The 15,437-nt window shown below is 51.7% G+C and carries 13 protein-coding genes; 7 read left to right on the plus strand and 6 right to left on the minus strand.

What is annotated here, in order from left to right; genetic code table 11:
* Positions 1–152 precede the first annotated feature (152 nt).
* The gene (locus DTHIO_RS04170) at positions 153–2,540 is read left to right on the plus strand and encodes a GGDEF domain-containing protein (protein WP_008869106.1); all 2,388 of its coding nucleotides are present in this window, start codon (positions 153–155) and stop codon (positions 2,538–2,540) included.
* Between the two features lie 8 nt (positions 2,541–2,548).
* Here the strand turns inward: DTHIO_RS04170 and DTHIO_RS04175 are convergent, their stop codons facing one another.
* The 3 genes from DTHIO_RS04175 to DTHIO_RS04190 all read right to left on the minus strand — a co-directional run bounded on the left by DTHIO_RS04175 (position 2,549) and on the right by DTHIO_RS04190 (position 7,066).
* Complete coding sequence (locus DTHIO_RS04175) at positions 2,549–3,709, minus strand: M20 family metallopeptidase (protein ID WP_008869107.1); 1,161 nt, start codon at positions 3,707–3,709, stop codon at positions 2,549–2,551.
* A 393-nt stretch (positions 3,710–4,102) separates the two neighbouring features.
* Positions 4,103–5,668, minus strand: a complete 1,566-nt coding sequence (locus DTHIO_RS04185) for a KamA family radical SAM protein (protein WP_008869108.1) — start codon at positions 5,666–5,668, stop codon at positions 4,103–4,105.
* Between the two features lie 3 nt (positions 5,669–5,671).
* The gene (locus tag DTHIO_RS04190; RefSeq protein WP_008869109.1) at positions 5,672–7,066 is read right to left on the minus strand and encodes an ATP-grasp domain-containing protein; all 1,395 of its coding nucleotides are present in this window, start codon (positions 7,064–7,066) and stop codon (positions 5,672–5,674) included.
* Positions 7,067–7,097: 31 nt separating this feature from the next.
* Here DTHIO_RS04190 and DTHIO_RS21605 point away from each other — a divergent pair, with 31 nt between their 5' ends.
* Both DTHIO_RS21605 and DTHIO_RS04200 read left to right on the plus strand, forming a co-directional pair.
* A complete protein-coding gene (locus tag DTHIO_RS21605) occupies positions 7,098–7,298 on the plus strand; it encodes a hypothetical protein (RefSeq protein ID WP_161598631.1) in 201 nt (66 codons plus the stop codon).
* A 252-nt stretch (positions 7,299–7,550) separates the two neighbouring features.
* On the plus strand, positions 7,551–8,663 hold the full coding sequence (locus DTHIO_RS04200) for a KamA family radical SAM protein (protein WP_008869110.1): 1,113 nt from the start codon (positions 7,551–7,553) through the stop codon (positions 8,661–8,663).
* Here DTHIO_RS04200 and DTHIO_RS04205 read toward each other — a convergent pair.
* Positions 8,660–9,172: a DUF6125 family protein gene (locus DTHIO_RS04205; protein WP_008869111.1), complete on the minus strand. Its 513-nt coding sequence runs from the start codon at positions 9,170–9,172 to the stop codon at positions 8,660–8,662. The two genes, DTHIO_RS04200 and DTHIO_RS04205, sit on opposite strands and share 4 nt — an antisense overlap.
* A gap of 155 nt (positions 9,173–9,327) precedes the next feature.
* On the opposite strand from DTHIO_RS04205, the gene DTHIO_RS04210 reads away from it, so the two are divergent.
* Complete coding sequence (locus DTHIO_RS04210; RefSeq protein WP_008869112.1) at positions 9,328–9,642, plus strand: DVU0772 family protein; 315 nt, start codon at positions 9,328–9,330, stop codon at positions 9,640–9,642.
* A gap of 81 nt (positions 9,643–9,723) precedes the next feature.
* Here DTHIO_RS04210 and DTHIO_RS04215 read toward each other — a convergent pair whose 3' ends face one another.
* Positions 9,724–9,975 (minus strand): hypothetical protein, encoded by a 252-nt coding sequence (locus tag DTHIO_RS04215; RefSeq protein ID WP_008869113.1) that lies wholly within the window; start codon positions 9,973–9,975, stop codon positions 9,724–9,726.
* Between the two features lie 79 nt (positions 9,976–10,054).
* Here DTHIO_RS04215 and DTHIO_RS04220 point away from each other — a divergent pair, with 79 nt between their 5' ends.
* Both DTHIO_RS04220 and DTHIO_RS04225 read left to right on the plus strand, forming a co-directional pair.
* Entirely contained in the window at positions 10,055–10,900 is an 846-nt protein-coding gene (locus DTHIO_RS04220) for a hypothetical protein (protein WP_040417494.1), read from the plus strand.
* A 151-nt stretch (positions 10,901–11,051) separates the two neighbouring features.
* A complete protein-coding gene (locus DTHIO_RS04225) occupies positions 11,052–12,293 on the plus strand; it encodes a M24 family metallopeptidase (RefSeq protein ID WP_008869115.1) in 1,242 nt (413 codons plus the stop codon).
* A 265-nt stretch (positions 12,294–12,558) separates the two neighbouring features.
* Here DTHIO_RS04225 and cls read toward each other — a convergent pair whose 3' ends face one another.
* Positions 12,559–14,004, minus strand: a complete 1,446-nt coding sequence (gene cls, locus DTHIO_RS04230) for a cardiolipin synthase (protein WP_008869116.1) — start codon at positions 14,002–14,004, stop codon at positions 12,559–12,561.
* A gap of 163 nt (positions 14,005–14,167) precedes the next feature.
* Here cls and DTHIO_RS04235 point away from each other — a divergent pair, with 163 nt between their 5' ends.
* The gene (locus tag DTHIO_RS04235) at positions 14,168–15,388 is read left to right on the plus strand and encodes a bifunctional nucleoside/nucleotide kinase/histidine phosphatase family protein (protein WP_040417965.1); all 1,221 of its coding nucleotides are present in this window, start codon (positions 14,168–14,170) and stop codon (positions 15,386–15,388) included.
* Positions 15,389–15,437 lie beyond the last annotated feature (49 nt).

The following is a 15,437-nucleotide window of genomic DNA, read 5'->3' on the forward strand; positions in this document are numbered from 1 at the left end:
CCGGGGGTGGTTGTATGAGATCCCTTCCTTTACGCAGGACTGGACAGTAATTCCCGGTTAAGTTAATTAAGCCCGGTCAGCCATAGCTTACCGTTTTTTGCAGCATCAGTGTTTTAAGTCTTATTCTTATAAAGCTTGACCAAAGAGGTCCAATGAAGCCCCGTCTGGACAAAAGCGATCTCATACTTTTTGAATCCGTGCTCAAGGATTCACTGAGTACCGTCATTTCCTTTTCGGCATACAGCCTGTATTTTCCACAGGAAATCCCTTCTATCATGTACCATGACCGGGACATAGTTCCGGTAGTGGAAAAAGACCGGGTTCTCTTACCCCTGATGTATGATGGCAGATTCCTGGGGATCTTCATGGCCCGGGGCACTGATCCGGAGCGCATGCAGGCCCTGGCCCTGGACCTTCCGGGCATAATTTCCCTCTGCCTGGACAAGGTCCTGCTGCAGAAGCAGTGCATTACCGACTCCATTACCGGACTTTACAACCAGGAAAAATTCCACCAGCTGCTGGAAAAGGCCGTAGAAGACATTCAGGCCAGCCTGACCCTGGGTCCGGCCGCTTCCATGGATTCAGGGCTGGACCGATACAGCGCCACTTTCTGCGTGATGCTCATAAATCCTGACCGCTTCAAGAGGATCAATGAGACATTTGGTTACGCCTTCGGCGACCAGGTCCTTTACGAACTGGCTGAACATGTTAGAAAGGAGCTGCCTGAGCAGGCAGTTTCAGCCAGGCTTTGCAACGATACCCTGGCCGTGTTCTGGCCTCAGGCCCCGGCAGCCAGGTGCAGGGAACTGTCTGAAAACCTGAGAAGCAGAATCTCTTCCCAAGTATTTGAATACCCGGTTTCCGGGGAGAAGATATCCCTGAGCGCCGGTATCGGCTGGAGCCTTTTTCCCCAGGACATCAAGGGACCGCAGTTTCAAAAATCCCCCTTCGAGCTGGCCCACCTTGTCTGTCGCAAGGCAGGGGAGGCTTTAAAGGTGTCCAAAGAAAACCACAACAGCAAGGCCTTTGCCTTCAGCCAGATTCTGCAGCATGGCGGAGTAGTTCTGGAAGTACTGCCCATGAACCGCCTTGTGCTGAACCTCGGCAAAAACATGGATGCCCTTGAAGGCCAGAAATTCATGGTCTGGTCCCAGAAGTTCAACGGACAGTCCCAGTCCATAAAAAAGGCCGGGCATTCTTCCGGGACCTACCCGGCCATACACAAAGGTGAAATCGCCATCCAGGAAGTACAGGAGGAGGTTTCCATCGCAGAAATACTCTATCTGAACGACCCGGCCTGGAAAATCGAGTCCGGGGACAAACTGAGCCTCCTGGCAGAAAAGGAAAGCCTCCTGGAAAAACAGGATATGCTGAATAAGGATATTCAACCCCGGGACCTGTTTACCGGGCTTTATTCCTACCGGGACTTTCTCTCCCTGTGGACCCGGGCCAGAATTCAGGACGAATACTTCTGTATGGCCATGCTCAAGCTGGAATACCCGGGCAAGGACACCCAGAGCAAAGGCATTGACCTGGAGAACCTGGTTCAGGAAATCATAAGGATTGTGGACAGAAAATTTTCCCGGCAACCCTTAAGCGGCAGATACAGTTCCACCTGCATGGTATTTTATTTTTCCGGCCAGAATGCCCAAAGCCTCAAAGAGCCCTGGTTTTATTTGCTGGAGGAGATCAAATCCTCGCTGCACATCCCGGCAAGCCTGGCCCTGGCCGATTACCCCTGCCTGAGCTATTCCAAAACAGACACCCTGGAAAACTGTCGCAAGGCCCTGGAACACGCCAGGCTTACCACTCCCCCCAGGATGGCCTGCTTTGACTCCCTGACCCTGACCGTGAGCGCGGACTCCCTGTTCAGCCAGGGGGACACCTTTGCCGCACTGGAGGAATACAAGCAGGCCCTGGCCGCAGATGAAAACAATCTTCTGGCCCGCAACTCCCTGGCCATATGCTATGCCCGCCTGGGCAGGCTGGAGCTGGCCAGGCAGCATTTTCAGGAAATCACTGACAAAGACAGCGAAAACCTCATGGCCTGGTACAATTTGGGCTGCGTCTGTCTCAAGCAGGGTGATTCCCTTGAGGCTGCAAACCTTTTTGCAAAGTGCCTTGAAATCGATTCCTCCCACGCATTCAGCCTGCTAAGACTTGGCCAGCTGGCTGAAAACAGCGCGGATTTTGAAAAGGCAGCCCGGTGCTACCAGGAGGCGGGACAAACCAGGGATGGAGCCGGCCTTGCCCCCAGGCACCTGGCCAGGCTTGCCTGGAAGCAGGACCAGAAGGAACAGAGCAGGGAATTTCTGCACCAGGCCCTGCTGCAGGATCCCAGGGACGCTTTTTCCCTGAACCTCATGGCCAGGATGTACCTGCAAAGCGGGGATGATCCGGAAATAGCCGAATCCCTGGCCAGGCAGAGCGTGGCCCTTAGACCCGATGTGAGTGAATTCTGGCTGGATCTGGCTGATATTTTCAAGGCCAGAGACAAGTCAGAGCAGGAGGCCCAAGCCAGGGCCAGGGCTCATGGATGAGTGATATTTCAGGTGCCTTTGTCCTGATGCAGCGCCTTTAAAATACAGGCCGCAGTGAGAGCGCATCTCTGGGTCAGGCTGTTTTTTAAAATGTATTCCGAGGGGCTGTGATCATGATCCCCCAACGGCCCCAGGCCGTCCAGCACCGGCAGTCCCATGGCGGCGATAAAATTGGCATCGGACACTCCTCCGCGCACCTCCTGGCCAATGGCGATCCCGAGTTCCTCTGCAGCCTCCCGGGCAAGACCATACAGTGCTTCACCCTGTTTTCCCCGGGGCATTGGGGGACGTGAAGAAACCACTTCCCAGGTACAGCTTGTTCCCGGGACTTGAGAAGTCTTTAGTATACTTTGTATTCTGTCCTGCAGCACTTTTTCCTCTCCTGTGTCCTGGTATCGAATATCCACTTCCAGCAATGCTTTTTCCGGGATGCAGTTGGGCCTTGTTCCGCCCTGGACCCTGCCCACATTGACCTGGATGCGTGGTGGACTGTTCAACTCTTCCAGGGACAGCACCTTGTGCGCGGCCTCCACAACAGCACTTGGCTTAGAACTTCCGGAAAAATTCCCTGCATGGCCTCCCTGTCCCCATACCTGCACCTGCAGGCCGATTTTTCCTTTGCGGCCCACGACAAGCTCCCCGTCAAGACCGCCTCCTTCCAGGACCAGGGCCATTTTGTTCTTTTGGCTTAATTCTCCTATCAATCCCCGGGAATAAGGCGAGCCCACCTCCTCGTCGGAGTTGCACAAAAAAGTCACTGCCAGATCCTGGAGCATGCCGAACCTGGCCAGGGCCTTGAGGGCAAACACCCCCACAACCAGACCGCCCTTCATGTCCAGGACCCCGGGGCCGTAGGCGCATGTCTCGTCCTCCTGGAACCAGTCGAATGAAGTATCTGCAGCAAATACCGTGTCCATGTGCCCCACCAGGAGCAGGCCCTTTTGTTCCCCGGCTTTGGGGGTCCGGGCAATGACCATGTTGCCGCAGTGAGTAAAAGGAACAACCCGGCTGTCCATCCCTGTACCGGCCAGAATTCCGGCCATGGTTTCAGCCATGCGGTCCAGGCCCTCTTTGTTGTGACTGCCGCTCTGGATGAGCACCAGCTGCCTCAAAAGGTCCAGCATTTCCTGCTGCCTGGAATATATATCCTCTGCAATTTTTTGTATCATGGGCTTGGTTTTTTTATTGTGTTGCGGGTGCACTTCGCTTTAGCGACTTACTGCTAAAAGCCTGTCAGAAAAAACAAGAAACTTAGACAGGATTAACAGGATTGACAGGATAAGCAATCAGCGGCCGGAAGCCGCAGATTGCATTAACCATCCAGCACTCACTTTCTTCTGGGATTCATGAGAGCCGGAAAAAAGTGAGTGCTGGAGTGATAACCTTTTGGCCTGGCTTCCGGCTTGTCCTGTTGAATAGCTCGAAGAGCTAGCCCGCAGGGCATTCAACCGGGGCCAGGACAAAATGATTTTTTTCTTTATCCATCTCTTAATCCTGTTAATCCTGTCAAATAGCTCTTTTCTTTATTGGGTTGCGGGCGTAGCCCGCCTTAGATTCATGTATCATTTCGCTTCATACCTCTTCAGTCCCCACCGGGAATCTGAATACACCTCAGGGTCTGCATCAGGATACCTGACCTGCTCACCGCTCCATGGCTTCTGCAGGATGATATCACCCTGCTCCCGGTCCAGGACATTGCTGCGGTGAAGGGGAATCTTGCCCCCGGCGGTGGCTATGTACCTGGGTATGGCATCCCCGGATATGTTTCCGTACATGCCCTCCACTATATCCCGGCCCTTTTCCACCGGCACCCGCAAGTGACTGAACTGGGGATTGCGGTAACTGCAGTTAAAAATGTAATAGGGCCGGACATAAGCTTCCTGGATGGTTTCACACAGGTGAGCCATCTTGACGAAGCTGTCGTTTATGCCTTTCAACAGCACCGCCTGGTTGAGCACTGCAGAAACAGCCTTGGAGATCCGCCTGAAAGCCTCCCTGGACACTGGAGTGATCTCCTGGGCGGTATTGATCTGGGTCACCACGCGCACCGGCTTTTTGTCGTTGCTTTCCTCCAAAATATCCAGAAGCTCCTGATCCACCCGCTGGGGAGTAGTCACCGGGATCCTGGTGCCCAGGCGCTTTATCCGCACATGTTCCATGCCGTCCAGTTCAGAAAGCATGTACCGCAACACCTTGTCGGGCAGCATAAAAGCATCCCCGCCCGTTATCAAGACATCCCTGATGCGCCTGTCCCTCCGGATGTAATCCAGGGCCTCGGAGTAGGCCTGCTCGGGGTAGATGCGGTCCTTTTTGCCGATATGGGCTATGCGCAGGCAATGGGTGCAGTACATGGCGCACATGTTTGTGGCCTTGATGGTTACCACCCTGGGGTAAAACTGGTCAATAAGCCTGGCCGGGGAATGATCCGCCGCCACCGGGGGCATCTCCACCCCTGCATTGTCCACCATTTCTCCTGTAGGTACAGATTGCAGCAGAACTGGATCGTCCAGGCTTTCCGGCATTATCAGGCCTGCATAATAAGGAGTAAGCCGCATGCGGTAATCTTTGGTCACCCTACCCACTTCTTCCAGTGCCCCGGCGGGAAGATTCAAAATGGATTCCAGGGTCCGGGGGGACTCAATGGCATATCTGAGCTGTCCGGAAAAAGAATTCCACTCCTGCATGGACATGTCCAGAACCTCTCTGATGCGGGCGTGATTTTCCTGGATGCGCTCCCAGAGCATGATCCCGCTTGGTGCCTCCCTGTCACGGTCCTCCAGGTAACTATCTACCCTGCCCCCTGCCTGCTGCACAATGAAAGCAGCCTGATTCACCCGGCCGCCCAGGCTTACCCTGTGCTCGTCCAGGTCCTGGTGCTTGATGGCCAGCCCCACGGCATCGCTTCGCGCCAGCCCCAGACAGTCGGGGCTCAGGCCGCTGTCCATCCTGGCCTGCTTCAAATAAAGAAAAAGATCCACAATATCCTGAACAGAGCTGCCTGAACGGGCCTTTACCAGCATCTCCTGCACAGCGGGGCCGTATCCTGATTCGTCCTCCTTATCTTTTCCTGTGTAGAGAAAATCCAGCAATTCTTCAGTATATTCATCGAGATCTTCTTTGAAGTTCATCACTTATTCCCTTATGGTTATAGATTCTTCCAGCATGAATTTGCCCAGGCTTATATCCCTGTCCAGATCTTCCCGGTTGGTGGCCACCGCCACTATCCGGCCCAGGAAAGAACCGGGCATAACACATCGCTTATGCCCGGGATGCTCCACAATGATCATCCTGTGCTCAAGACCTTTCTGACGGACCTGCCTGAAGAGCTCCCTCTCGTCTTCGTCCATGGGCAGAAAGTAATTTGTCACCACCTCACGCTCCACCTTGAAATTATAGGTGCGCCAGAAAAGCCCCTGTATGGCTTCCTTGATCTCCTGCCTTCCCGGGGGCAGCCTGTTGTGCACCACGGCATGATACTCCATCTCCATAAGGGAGGGAGCACCCGGGGGCAGGGCATTTTCCAGGGTACAGCACATCTCCATGGTGGTTCCCTGTTTGCGGGCGTTAACTTCCACAAAAAAAATCCGGCCCTGATTATCAACTATAAAATCACACCCGAAAATGCCCCTGTACCCGCTCCTTCCCAGTACACGCCCCACCATGCGGGCATGTTCCCTGACCTCTGCCTGCTCTTTATGGGACAGGGAAGAAGGAAAAGCCGAACCGCGGAAACTGTTTTTATTTTCAATCTCCTGGTCGGCGATGGCCGCTATGAATACGTCGTCCTCGTTGCCCACAACTCCCAGGACCGTAGGATCAAGTTCATGCGGTACGTAACGGCTGATGAAGTAAGTATCCCGGCTCAAGGGCTCCTGGTCCTCAAGTTCTGGTGCGGAGCGGATTATAAAACTGTTGGCACCGGCAGCGGAATAAGGCCTGCTGACAAAAATCCCCTCTGACCATTCCTGGGCCACGCTTTCCACGCCCGCGTACAGCTCCCGGACATTTTTACAGATGCGGTAATCCATGAGCGGTACCTGCCCGCTCAACATCTGCAGCTGATAAAGCTTGTTGTTCCAGATGGAGGAAATACTCCCCTCCGGGCCAAGAAGAACGGTTCCAGGCAGCTGACAGAGTTCCAGCTGGGGCAGTGATTCATAAACATGAATGTAAAGTCTGCCCTGCCTGGCGATGAGCATTTCCGCCAGTCTTCGCACCGCGGCAGAGCGGGACACCTCGCAGGCAAACTCCTTAGCCCCCATGCGGCAGCTGTATTTCCTGCTGGTCTGATTATAAAGATTCTTGGCCAGGGGATTAATGACCATTATATTCCTGTGGGGATAGGACTCCATTATATCCGGGACAATGGAAATGCACTCGAATTTGCGTCCATGTATCTTGCCCAGAGTCTCGGCAACAAACTGGTTAAGGCAGTCAGCCTTGATCTCGCCTACGTAAAAAAAATACAGGACATCCTCTTTCAGATGCAAATCAGAAAAAAGGACATCCTCCTGGTCTGAAAACATGCGTTTTTTCCACCTGACTTTTTACAATTTGATGAAAAAACCAGAGCCTGTCTTACAAATATGTAAACATGGCACTGGATTATTTGTCTTAACCCCAAAAAAATACCCGTACCAGCATTCTAAATACCTTGGAAACAGCCTGGCAAAGGGAAAATCACAGGATACAAAAACGAATATTCAAGAAACAACCCTGCAAAAAAATTCAAAAATATTTGACACAAAGCCATATTAAGTTAAATTTGAATTTTACATAGACCTGCATCAACACTGATTCGTGCCTGTGCCTGATTTTACAAGTCACCCATTTTCCAAGTGTCGCTGCAGGACAGAGATCATTAAAACCTTGCCTGCCGGCCCCTCCTTTCAATTCAATCATTTACCGGCTGAATATCTGCCCCCTGATTTCAAGGCCACAAGCGACGGCCGGCAAAAGCAGGTTTTAGTATTTCATGCATTTTTCAAACCAGTTTTAAATGGAGGCAGTATGCACACACCGCAATACATAAACGACATAAATAAAGTCCCCGGTCTCACCGGCCGGGACCTGGAGCAACTTGCCCCGGTAATGGATACCTTTGAATTCAGATCCAACGAGTACTACCTGTCCTTAGTGAACTGGGACGACCCGGATGATCCCATCCGCAGGATCATCATACCTTCTGTGCAGGAACTGGACCAGTGGGGGCGTCTGGATGCATCCAACGAACAAAGCTATTCCGTCCTGCCCGGGCTTCAGCACAAGTATGTCAGCACGGCCGTATTCTTAGCCAGTGATGCCTGCGGGGGATTCTGCAGGTATTGCTTCCGCAAGAGGCTTTTCATCCATCCGGAGCAGCGCGAGGTCCTCACAGATCTGGACGCCGCCTGCGATTATGTTCGCAATCATCCGGAGATAAACAATGTCCTCATAACCGGCGGCGACGGGCTCATGCTTTCCACCTCAAGGCTGGAGAAAATCATTTCCAGACTTCGCGGAATTGATCACGTAAAAATCATCCGCATAGGCACCAAGCTTTTGTCCTATAGTCCATACCGGGTCCTCAACGACCAGGAACTGTTGGAAATGGTCAAAAAATACAGCCTGCCGGATAAAAGGATCTACTTTATGACTCATTACACCCACCCCAGGGAAATGACCGATGTCAGCCTGGAGGCATGCGACAGGCTCATCAAGGCCGGCGGCATACTCTGCAACCAGACCCCGATGCTCAGAGGCGTCAACGATGACCCGCAGGTCCTGGGAGAACTTTTCAACAGGCTTTCCTACATGGGGGTGGCCCCTTACTACATCTTTATCTGCAGACCCACGGTGGGCAATAAGCCTTATGCTGTTCCCGTGGAAGAAGCCTTCAATGTTTACCAGAATGCCAGGAGCATGTGCTCCGGCCTGGGAAAACGGGCCAAACTGGCCATGTCCCATGCCTCGGGCAAAATAGAGGCGCTGGCCATGACCGATGAAAACATCATTTTCCGCTATCACCGGGCGGCTGACCCGGACGAAAGCGGAAAGGTGCACATATGCACGCGCAATCCCAGAGCCTACTGGTTTGACGACTACAAGGAGATCGTAGAGACGTACGAGCAGCAGGAAGGTTAAGCCCCAAGGTCAAAACGCCATCTGCAATATAGTTCAGGGGGATGATCATCAGGAGGTGCAAAGATACAGTGGACCCTGATGCGGGGATCTATTTCCCCGGCAAAGGCTGTAAACTCCCTCAGGTGCATCTCCTTGCAGCTGTACTCACCCAGCCCGTGTTTTTTACGTCCCTCCTGGGCCGGGCATACAGGGACGCTTAATATCATCTCTTTGTCCCCGGACTGAACATCATAGTCCAGCATCAGCCCCCAGGAAAAATATTTAAGGGCCTGCAGCAGACCCTGCAGGCCCTTTTCCTTTATGGCGAAGCGCCCGATGATGTCCCTGGCCGCCAGCCGGCCCACCTGCTCCCAGACCAGGGCGTTGACTTCTTCCGCCCCTTCCAGTCCCATCCGCTTTTCAATATTTATGAACCAGAAGGCATCTGCAAGCCTCAACTGCCAAAGCAGACTTCCGGCCAGCTTCCTCAGCTCCTCCCTGTCCATAATATCCAGGTCTTTTTCCGGCATTTTTGCCTCCCTGCCCTGATTTTTGCTTTCCATATGCTTTACATACTGTTAAGGTAGAAAAGTCATTTACGGGATATATTGCCTTCCCCATCAATGAATACTCTTGCGGCCCGGTCTCAACCCTATCTGCAACAAACACAAAGGACAATACATATATGGAAGAACTGAAAAAATTCAAAAATCTGCCCATAGACTGGGACGTGGAGCCTGCAGACGCAGTGGCCATGCACCTGGAATGGGGCAATACCGGATATTCCGGCAAACACCATGACTCAGACTCGGAAACATACTTTTTCTGTATAGATTCCTGGCAGGAGCCCTATATCCTGCGTCTGCAGAAAATGACCAAGGACGGGTCCGAGTCCTTATATGAAATGGAACTGCCCAGGGAATTCTGGGACTGCTGCAGGGCCAGGGGAGTGCATGGACTTCCGCCGGAAGTCAAGGAATGGCTGCAGAAATGGTTTTAGTTTCTGCCGGACACATTACCAGGAATACACCTGATACAGGGCAGGTTCTTCTTATAACCGACCGTAAGAAGGACTGGTCTTTCATCCGGGAGCAACCCTGACAATTTCGGCCTTTTTGTTGTACACCTCGTGTACTTCGGCATAGGTTTTCCCGATGCCGGACACGGCAGACTTTTCCCTTTTTTTTCGTCCATATTCAGACTTTTGTTTCTGCCCAAGGCCTTCCCGGCGGTCATCCGAATCAATCCTGATCTCCCGGCCGGCCTTTTGCAGTTGTGTCTGAATCTCGTGGCGACTTTTAGGGGAAATCTGGAAATAACTGGGTACCAGCATATTGCACCTCCTTGTTTATTTCCTTATACACCTTATCGGTAGTTTCCCCAGTAACCTTTAGCCTGTTATGCTGATTAATATGCTAAATTCATGCCAGAAAAGACTGATATACAACCTGGCATACATTCCCGAACATCTCCCTTCTTACCTGTGCCCTTTCTCCGACAGCGAACCCTGCATGGACGGGGGGCTTCTGTATTACCAGGCAAAGGAAAAAATAAGTCTCATGGCCTGCCCCCTGCCTCTGAACACAAAAGGCCCTGAGCTCTACTCCCATGTTAATTCCCTGGTCAGGGAACTGAAACCTGCCGAACTTGGCTGTATAAGCCCGGTCCCCCTGGATGTGCATGGATACAAACCCGTCAGGACTGAATATGATCTTTACTATTGCCTGGATCTGAACAACATCCTGAGCGGCCCCAAGCTTCGCAATATGCTCAAAAGGGCCTCCAGTGAGGTGCATATTTCTGTTGGACGGGATTTTACCCGCGACCACCTGGAACTGTTGAGAAAATTTATTGAATTTAAAGGCCTGGACCAGGAAAAAGCCCTTTTCTTTCACCGCATTCCAGAGTATCTAAGCCATTCTGATACGGCCCTTGTTATAGAGGCCAGGACAATTCGGGACAACAGCCTGGTGGCTTACGACATCCTGGAAACAGGCTCCAGGCTCTTTGCATTTTACCTGTTCAACATAACCGGAAAAAAATCCAGGGACATCCCGGGAGTCAACGATCTGCTGCTTCAGGAGGCAATAAATCAGGCCCGGAAACTGGACAAAAAGTATATCAATATGGGACTGGGGATTAACCCTGGAATCGTGTCCTTCAAAGCCAAGTGGGGAGCATATCCCTTTCTGGCCTACTATTTCCAGCAGTTCCAGCCTGCATTCAGCTGGAAACGCTTTTTCGGCCTCAAGGGATAAGCATCCCTTCATTGCCTGGCCAAACGAGCAAGCTTTAATTACTTGATTTATCTGGTAGCCATCTGTTTCAACTGGATATACTAAGCGTCTGTATGTGGACTCAGGTGAATAATTACACACACAATTTGTAACTCTTAATTCTCAAAATAATATGAACAAGCCCAAAATAATGACCGGCTGGAAAAGAATCCTGAGCCTGCAGCAAAGAGCACAGGAAATGTACTTGACAGGAGTATTCATCCACAAGCCGGAAAACATCTACTACTTCACTTCCGTCTACCCCCACGAGCCCTCTTTCGTCCTGGTTCCCACCGAGGGCGAACCAGAGCTGGTGGCTGCAAGATCAGTACTGGAAGAGGCAAAAAGAGACAGCCTCATCCCGGTTACAGCCGGGGATATGGACATAGCCAGGAGCGCTTATGAGCGCATGGTGGATAAAAAAATGCTGCGCCCTCCTCCAAATACTTTTTTAAAGGGCATGATGCGCAAGGTCAGCGAATCGCCCATAGGCATAGAAGTGGACTATCTTAGCCTTTTTTTGTTCAAGTATTTCCAGATCCGCAATCACATGAACATAACCCATGAAATAAACGCCCTGAGGGAAATAAAGGACAGTTTCGAGGTACAGCGCATTGAAGAGGCCTGCAGTATCGCGGATCAGGCCATGGAGCACCTTAGACAGAAAATCAGGGTTGGCGTATCTGAAAAGGAACTCTCCGGCATATTCGACGCCAGGGCCAAGGCCCTGGGCGCGGAAGAATCCAAGTGCCGCATCAAGAGCGGCCCAGGCACAGCCCTGGCCTTTTCCAGGTGGATGGACCAGGAACTGGAAAATGGCCCACTGCTCATTGATTACGGGGTAAGAATCAAGGGCTACTGGTCGGATATCACCAGGATGTTTTATCTCGGGAGCCAGCCGGACAGCTCTTTTCTGGAACACTACAACCTGGTGCTGCAGGCCCGCCAGGCTGCACTGGAAAAAATGCACCCCGGGCAGAGCATTTACGGACCTGAAGAGGCCATCAGAGAACTGTTCCGCCGGAAGGACCTGGAGCAGCACATGATTTATGCCGCCGGACACGGCATCGGCCTTGAGGTTCACGAAGAACCACTGCTGGGATCCGCCCCTGATGCCACCCGGGAGGAGGAAGAGGACAAGGAGGCCTCTTTGCTGGCCCAATCCGGACTGGGCAGCTCATTCATGAGCCTGACCAGGGAAATGGAGCACCATATTGAACCGGCTTTTGCCAGGGGTCACGTGGTGGCCCTGGAACCGGGTCTTTATTTCCAGGAGCTTGGGGTCAGAGTGGAGGATGTGGTGCATATAAGCGACAAACCCAGGGTTTTGTCCTCTCTTTCCACAGATCCACGGGATATGGTTATACCTGCCTGATCTCTGCAGATGCGAAGAGGGCAATGTAAGCATTCAGGGGGTGCTCGTGACTGGGGACAGTCCCCGCGACACCTTTCCTGCACAATTAAAATATGACTAACGCCAAGTTGTGTGAACCTGCAATGATAGTACATAGCGGGGACAGTCCCCAGGTCCTGTTGCCAGTAATCACCATCGAGAACCCTGGATGCTTACGAGACAATCCAGGCATCTGCATGGTGCGCCTGCAAAGAGTCAGTTGTGTCCCTGAAGGCGGGCGATATTCTTACAGATAAGGACTGAAAAGCCAGCAGAAGGAATCCCTGGTACGCACAGGCAGGGGCCGGTTGTCCACTTCATGCAGGGTGGTCTCGTGGGATTCACGTATTCTGGAACGGATGTGCCTGGCCAGCTTACCTGCCAGCCTTTTTTCGTAGACTTCGACCACCAGTTCAAAATTGAGCCTCAGACTACGGGGGTCCATATTTGCCGAGCCTATGAGAGCATAGGAGTCATCAGCTACAAAGAGCTTTGAATGCGCAAAAGGCGGGGGCTGATAAAACACCTTTACCCCGCTTTGAAGAATCTCCCAAAGCATGTTTCTGGTGGCCCAGTGCACGTAGGGCAGATTGTTTTTTTCAGGAAGAACCACGCTGACCTCCAGGCCCTTGAGGGCCGCTGTCTGCAGGGCCACTATAAGCTCCTGTGAGGGCAGAAAATATGGGGTCATGATCAGGATTCTTTTCCTGGCCTGGGAAACGATCCCTGTAAGAAGAATACGCAGCTTGTCCAGGTCCTGGTTGGGACCAACAGTAATGGTCCTGCAGACGGCCTCCCCCTGGTGCGCCCTGGCCACCTTCTGCCTGGGGCTTTTGCTGTAATCACCGGTGCAAAAACCCCAGTCCTCCATAAACACCTCTTCCATCTGGTTCACCACAGCACCGGAAAACTTAAAATGCACATCCTGTTTTCGCTTGCGGTTGTTGAGCTTTGTCACTAAGTGCCTGTCCCCGAGATTCATGCCCCCGGTAAAACCGAACTCACTGTCCACAATGAGCATTTTCCGGTGATATCTAAGGTTGATGAACGGGGAAGGAGGATAAAGCCTGGGGGGCAGAAAACGGACAAAAGGAACGCCTTTATCCTTGAGGGTTTTTCCTATTCTGGGCCAGGAGTAATACTCCCCGATTCCGTCCACCAGCACGCGCACATCCACACCCCGCTGTACGGCTTTAGACAGAGCATTTGCAAACTGCTGGCCGGTATCGTTGCTTTCGAAAATAAAGGTCACCAGGTAAATACTTTTCTGCGCCCTGTTGATGGCAGCCAGCATTTCTGGATAAGCCTGCTCTCCGTTGTATAAGGGAGTCACCCGGTTGCCCTGAAGAAGAGGCCTTCTGGAAATCGCCTCTGAAAGCTGGGCCAGTTGATGAAAGTCAGGGGAAATTTCAAAGTCGCGAACTTTTTTTTCTGCAGGGGCCAGTTTCTGAGTAGAAGGATAAATATCCGTGTCCCAGTGCGGCCAGTACCATTTCAGTTTCTTGGCCCTGGTCTTCACCCTGTTGATACCTAAAAGAAAATATAGAACCGGCCCCAGGGTGGGCACCAGCAGACAGGTTACTATCCATGCCCAGGCCCCCTTGGGATCTCTTTTGTAAAGAAGGGCGTGACCTGCAGCCAGGAAATTGAAAAAAAGAATTATACCTACAACAACCCATTCAACTGCTTGCATTTTAATAACTTTTTAAACCGGTTGCCTGAATCCTGAAAATGTGTTTATCTGTTTTTTTATCAATGAAGACTGAACGGGTATTTATATGCCCTTTAACCTTAAGGATCAAGCCTTTGAACATCTCAAGGGTACAGAAACAGAAAGAAAGGGTTTGTTTGTGCTTATGAATAACGGTTACCTGAACAAGCTGTACATTGCCATGGTGGGATTGCCAGCCCGCGGCAAATCCACCGTGGCCGCCAAACTCAAGGAAGGCCTGAAAAAAGAAAACATCAAAGTCCGCATCTTTAATAACGGGGACTTAAGGCGCAAGCTTTTGAGCGAAAATTCCTCCAGACCGGACTTTTACAACCCTGAAAACAAAACCAATGCCGAGCAAAGAGAGCAGATCGCCCTGACCAATATCAAAAACGCCAGCAGGTATCTCCAGGGAGACGGACAGGTGGCCATACTGGATGCCACCAATGTCAGCCTCAAACGCCGCAGGACCATTCAAAACATGCTCACCGACCATCCGGTTTTGTTTGTGGAGTGCATCAACAATGACGACGAAATACTCAAGGCCAGCATCACCAAAAAAACAGAGCAGCCGGAATTCTCAAGGATGGACTTTCAGGAGGCATTTGAAAGCTTCAAAAAAAGAATCCAGTATTACGAGCATATCGCCCAGCCCCTCCAGGAAGAGCGCAACTACTATGTACTGGACTCACTGAACAACCAGATCCTGGGTGAAAGGATGACTGACAACATCTTCTGCAATGTTCAGATACGGGATCTTCTGGTTTCGGACTGGGTCAAAAACCTTTTCCTGGTAAGACACGGTGAGAGCTATTTCAACCTGGAGAACAGGATCGGGGGGGATTCAGAACTTACACCCAACGGCTGGGCCCAGGCCCAGGCCCTGGCGGCTCACTTCAAACAGACCAACATCCCAAATATCTATACCAGCACCAAGAAACGCACCGTCCAGACCGCCCGTCCCATAAGTGAAATGCAGAAAAACGCCCAGGTCATGCAGCTCAAGGAATTTAATGAAATCAACGCCGGTACCTGCGAATACATGAGCTACGATGAGATTCGACGCGAGAAACCGGAAGTATTCTACAGCCGGACCAAGGACAAATACAATTATATCTACCCCGAGGGTGAGGGCTACGTGACCCTGAAGCACAGGGTGGACCGGGGTCTGAAAAAAGCCATATATTTGAGCGGAAATGCCACTTACATAATGATAATCGGGCACCAGGCGGTCAACCGCATGATTCTGGCTCACTTTCTATACCGCCGGAAGGAAGATGTGCCCTACATATATACCCCCCAGGACAGATACTTTCATATAGTGTCTACTCAGTCCAAGAAACTTTTTGAGCTTAAGCGGTACTAGTACACCCTGTTTTACAAATCCGCCCGGTTTATATATACAGCATTCACAT

The sequence above is a fragment of the Desulfonatronospira thiodismutans ASO3-1 genome (assembly GCF_000174435.1).
GTDB lineage: Bacteria > Desulfobacterota > Desulfovibrionia > Desulfovibrionales > Desulfonatronovibrionaceae > Desulfonatronospira > Desulfonatronospira thiodismutans.

Coding starts and splice junctions, on each gene's coding strand:
- DTHIO_RS04170 (WP_008869106.1), top strand. CDS start 153: ATGAAGCCCCGTCTGGACAAAAGCGATCTCATACTTTTTGAATCCGTG.
- DTHIO_RS04175 (WP_008869107.1), bottom strand. CDS start 3,709: ATGATACAAAAAATTGCAGAGGATATATATTCCAGGCAGCAGGAAATG.
- DTHIO_RS04185 (WP_008869108.1), bottom strand. CDS start 5,668: ATGAACTTCAAAGAAGATCTCGATGAATATACTGAAGAATTGCTGGAT.
- DTHIO_RS04190 (WP_008869109.1), bottom strand. CDS start 7,066: ATGTTTTCAGACCAGGAGGATGTCCTTTTTTCTGATTTGCATCTGAAA.
- DTHIO_RS21605 (WP_161598631.1), top strand. CDS start 7,098: ATGAAAAAACCAGAGCCTGTCTTACAAATATGTAAACATGGCACTGGA.
- DTHIO_RS04200 (WP_008869110.1), top strand. CDS start 7,551: ATGCACACACCGCAATACATAAACGACATAAATAAAGTCCCCGGTCTC.
- DTHIO_RS04205 (WP_008869111.1), bottom strand. CDS start 9,172: ATGCCGGAAAAAGACCTGGATATTATGGACAGGGAGGAGCTGAGGAAG.
- DTHIO_RS04210 (WP_008869112.1), top strand. CDS start 9,328: ATGGAAGAACTGAAAAAATTCAAAAATCTGCCCATAGACTGGGACGTG.
- DTHIO_RS04215 (WP_008869113.1), bottom strand. CDS start 9,975: ATGCTGGTACCCAGTTATTTCCAGATTTCCCCTAAAAGTCGCCACGAG.
- DTHIO_RS04220 (WP_040417494.1), top strand. CDS start 10,055: ATGCTAAATTCATGCCAGAAAAGACTGATATACAACCTGGCATACATT.
- DTHIO_RS04225 (WP_008869115.1), top strand. CDS start 11,052: ATGAACAAGCCCAAAATAATGACCGGCTGGAAAAGAATCCTGAGCCTG.
- cls (WP_008869116.1), bottom strand. CDS start 14,004: ATGCAAGCAGTTGAATGGGTTGTTGTAGGTATAATTCTTTTTTTCAAT.
- DTHIO_RS04235 (WP_040417965.1), top strand. CDS start 14,168: ATGAATAACGGTTACCTGAACAAGCTGTACATTGCCATGGTGGGATTG.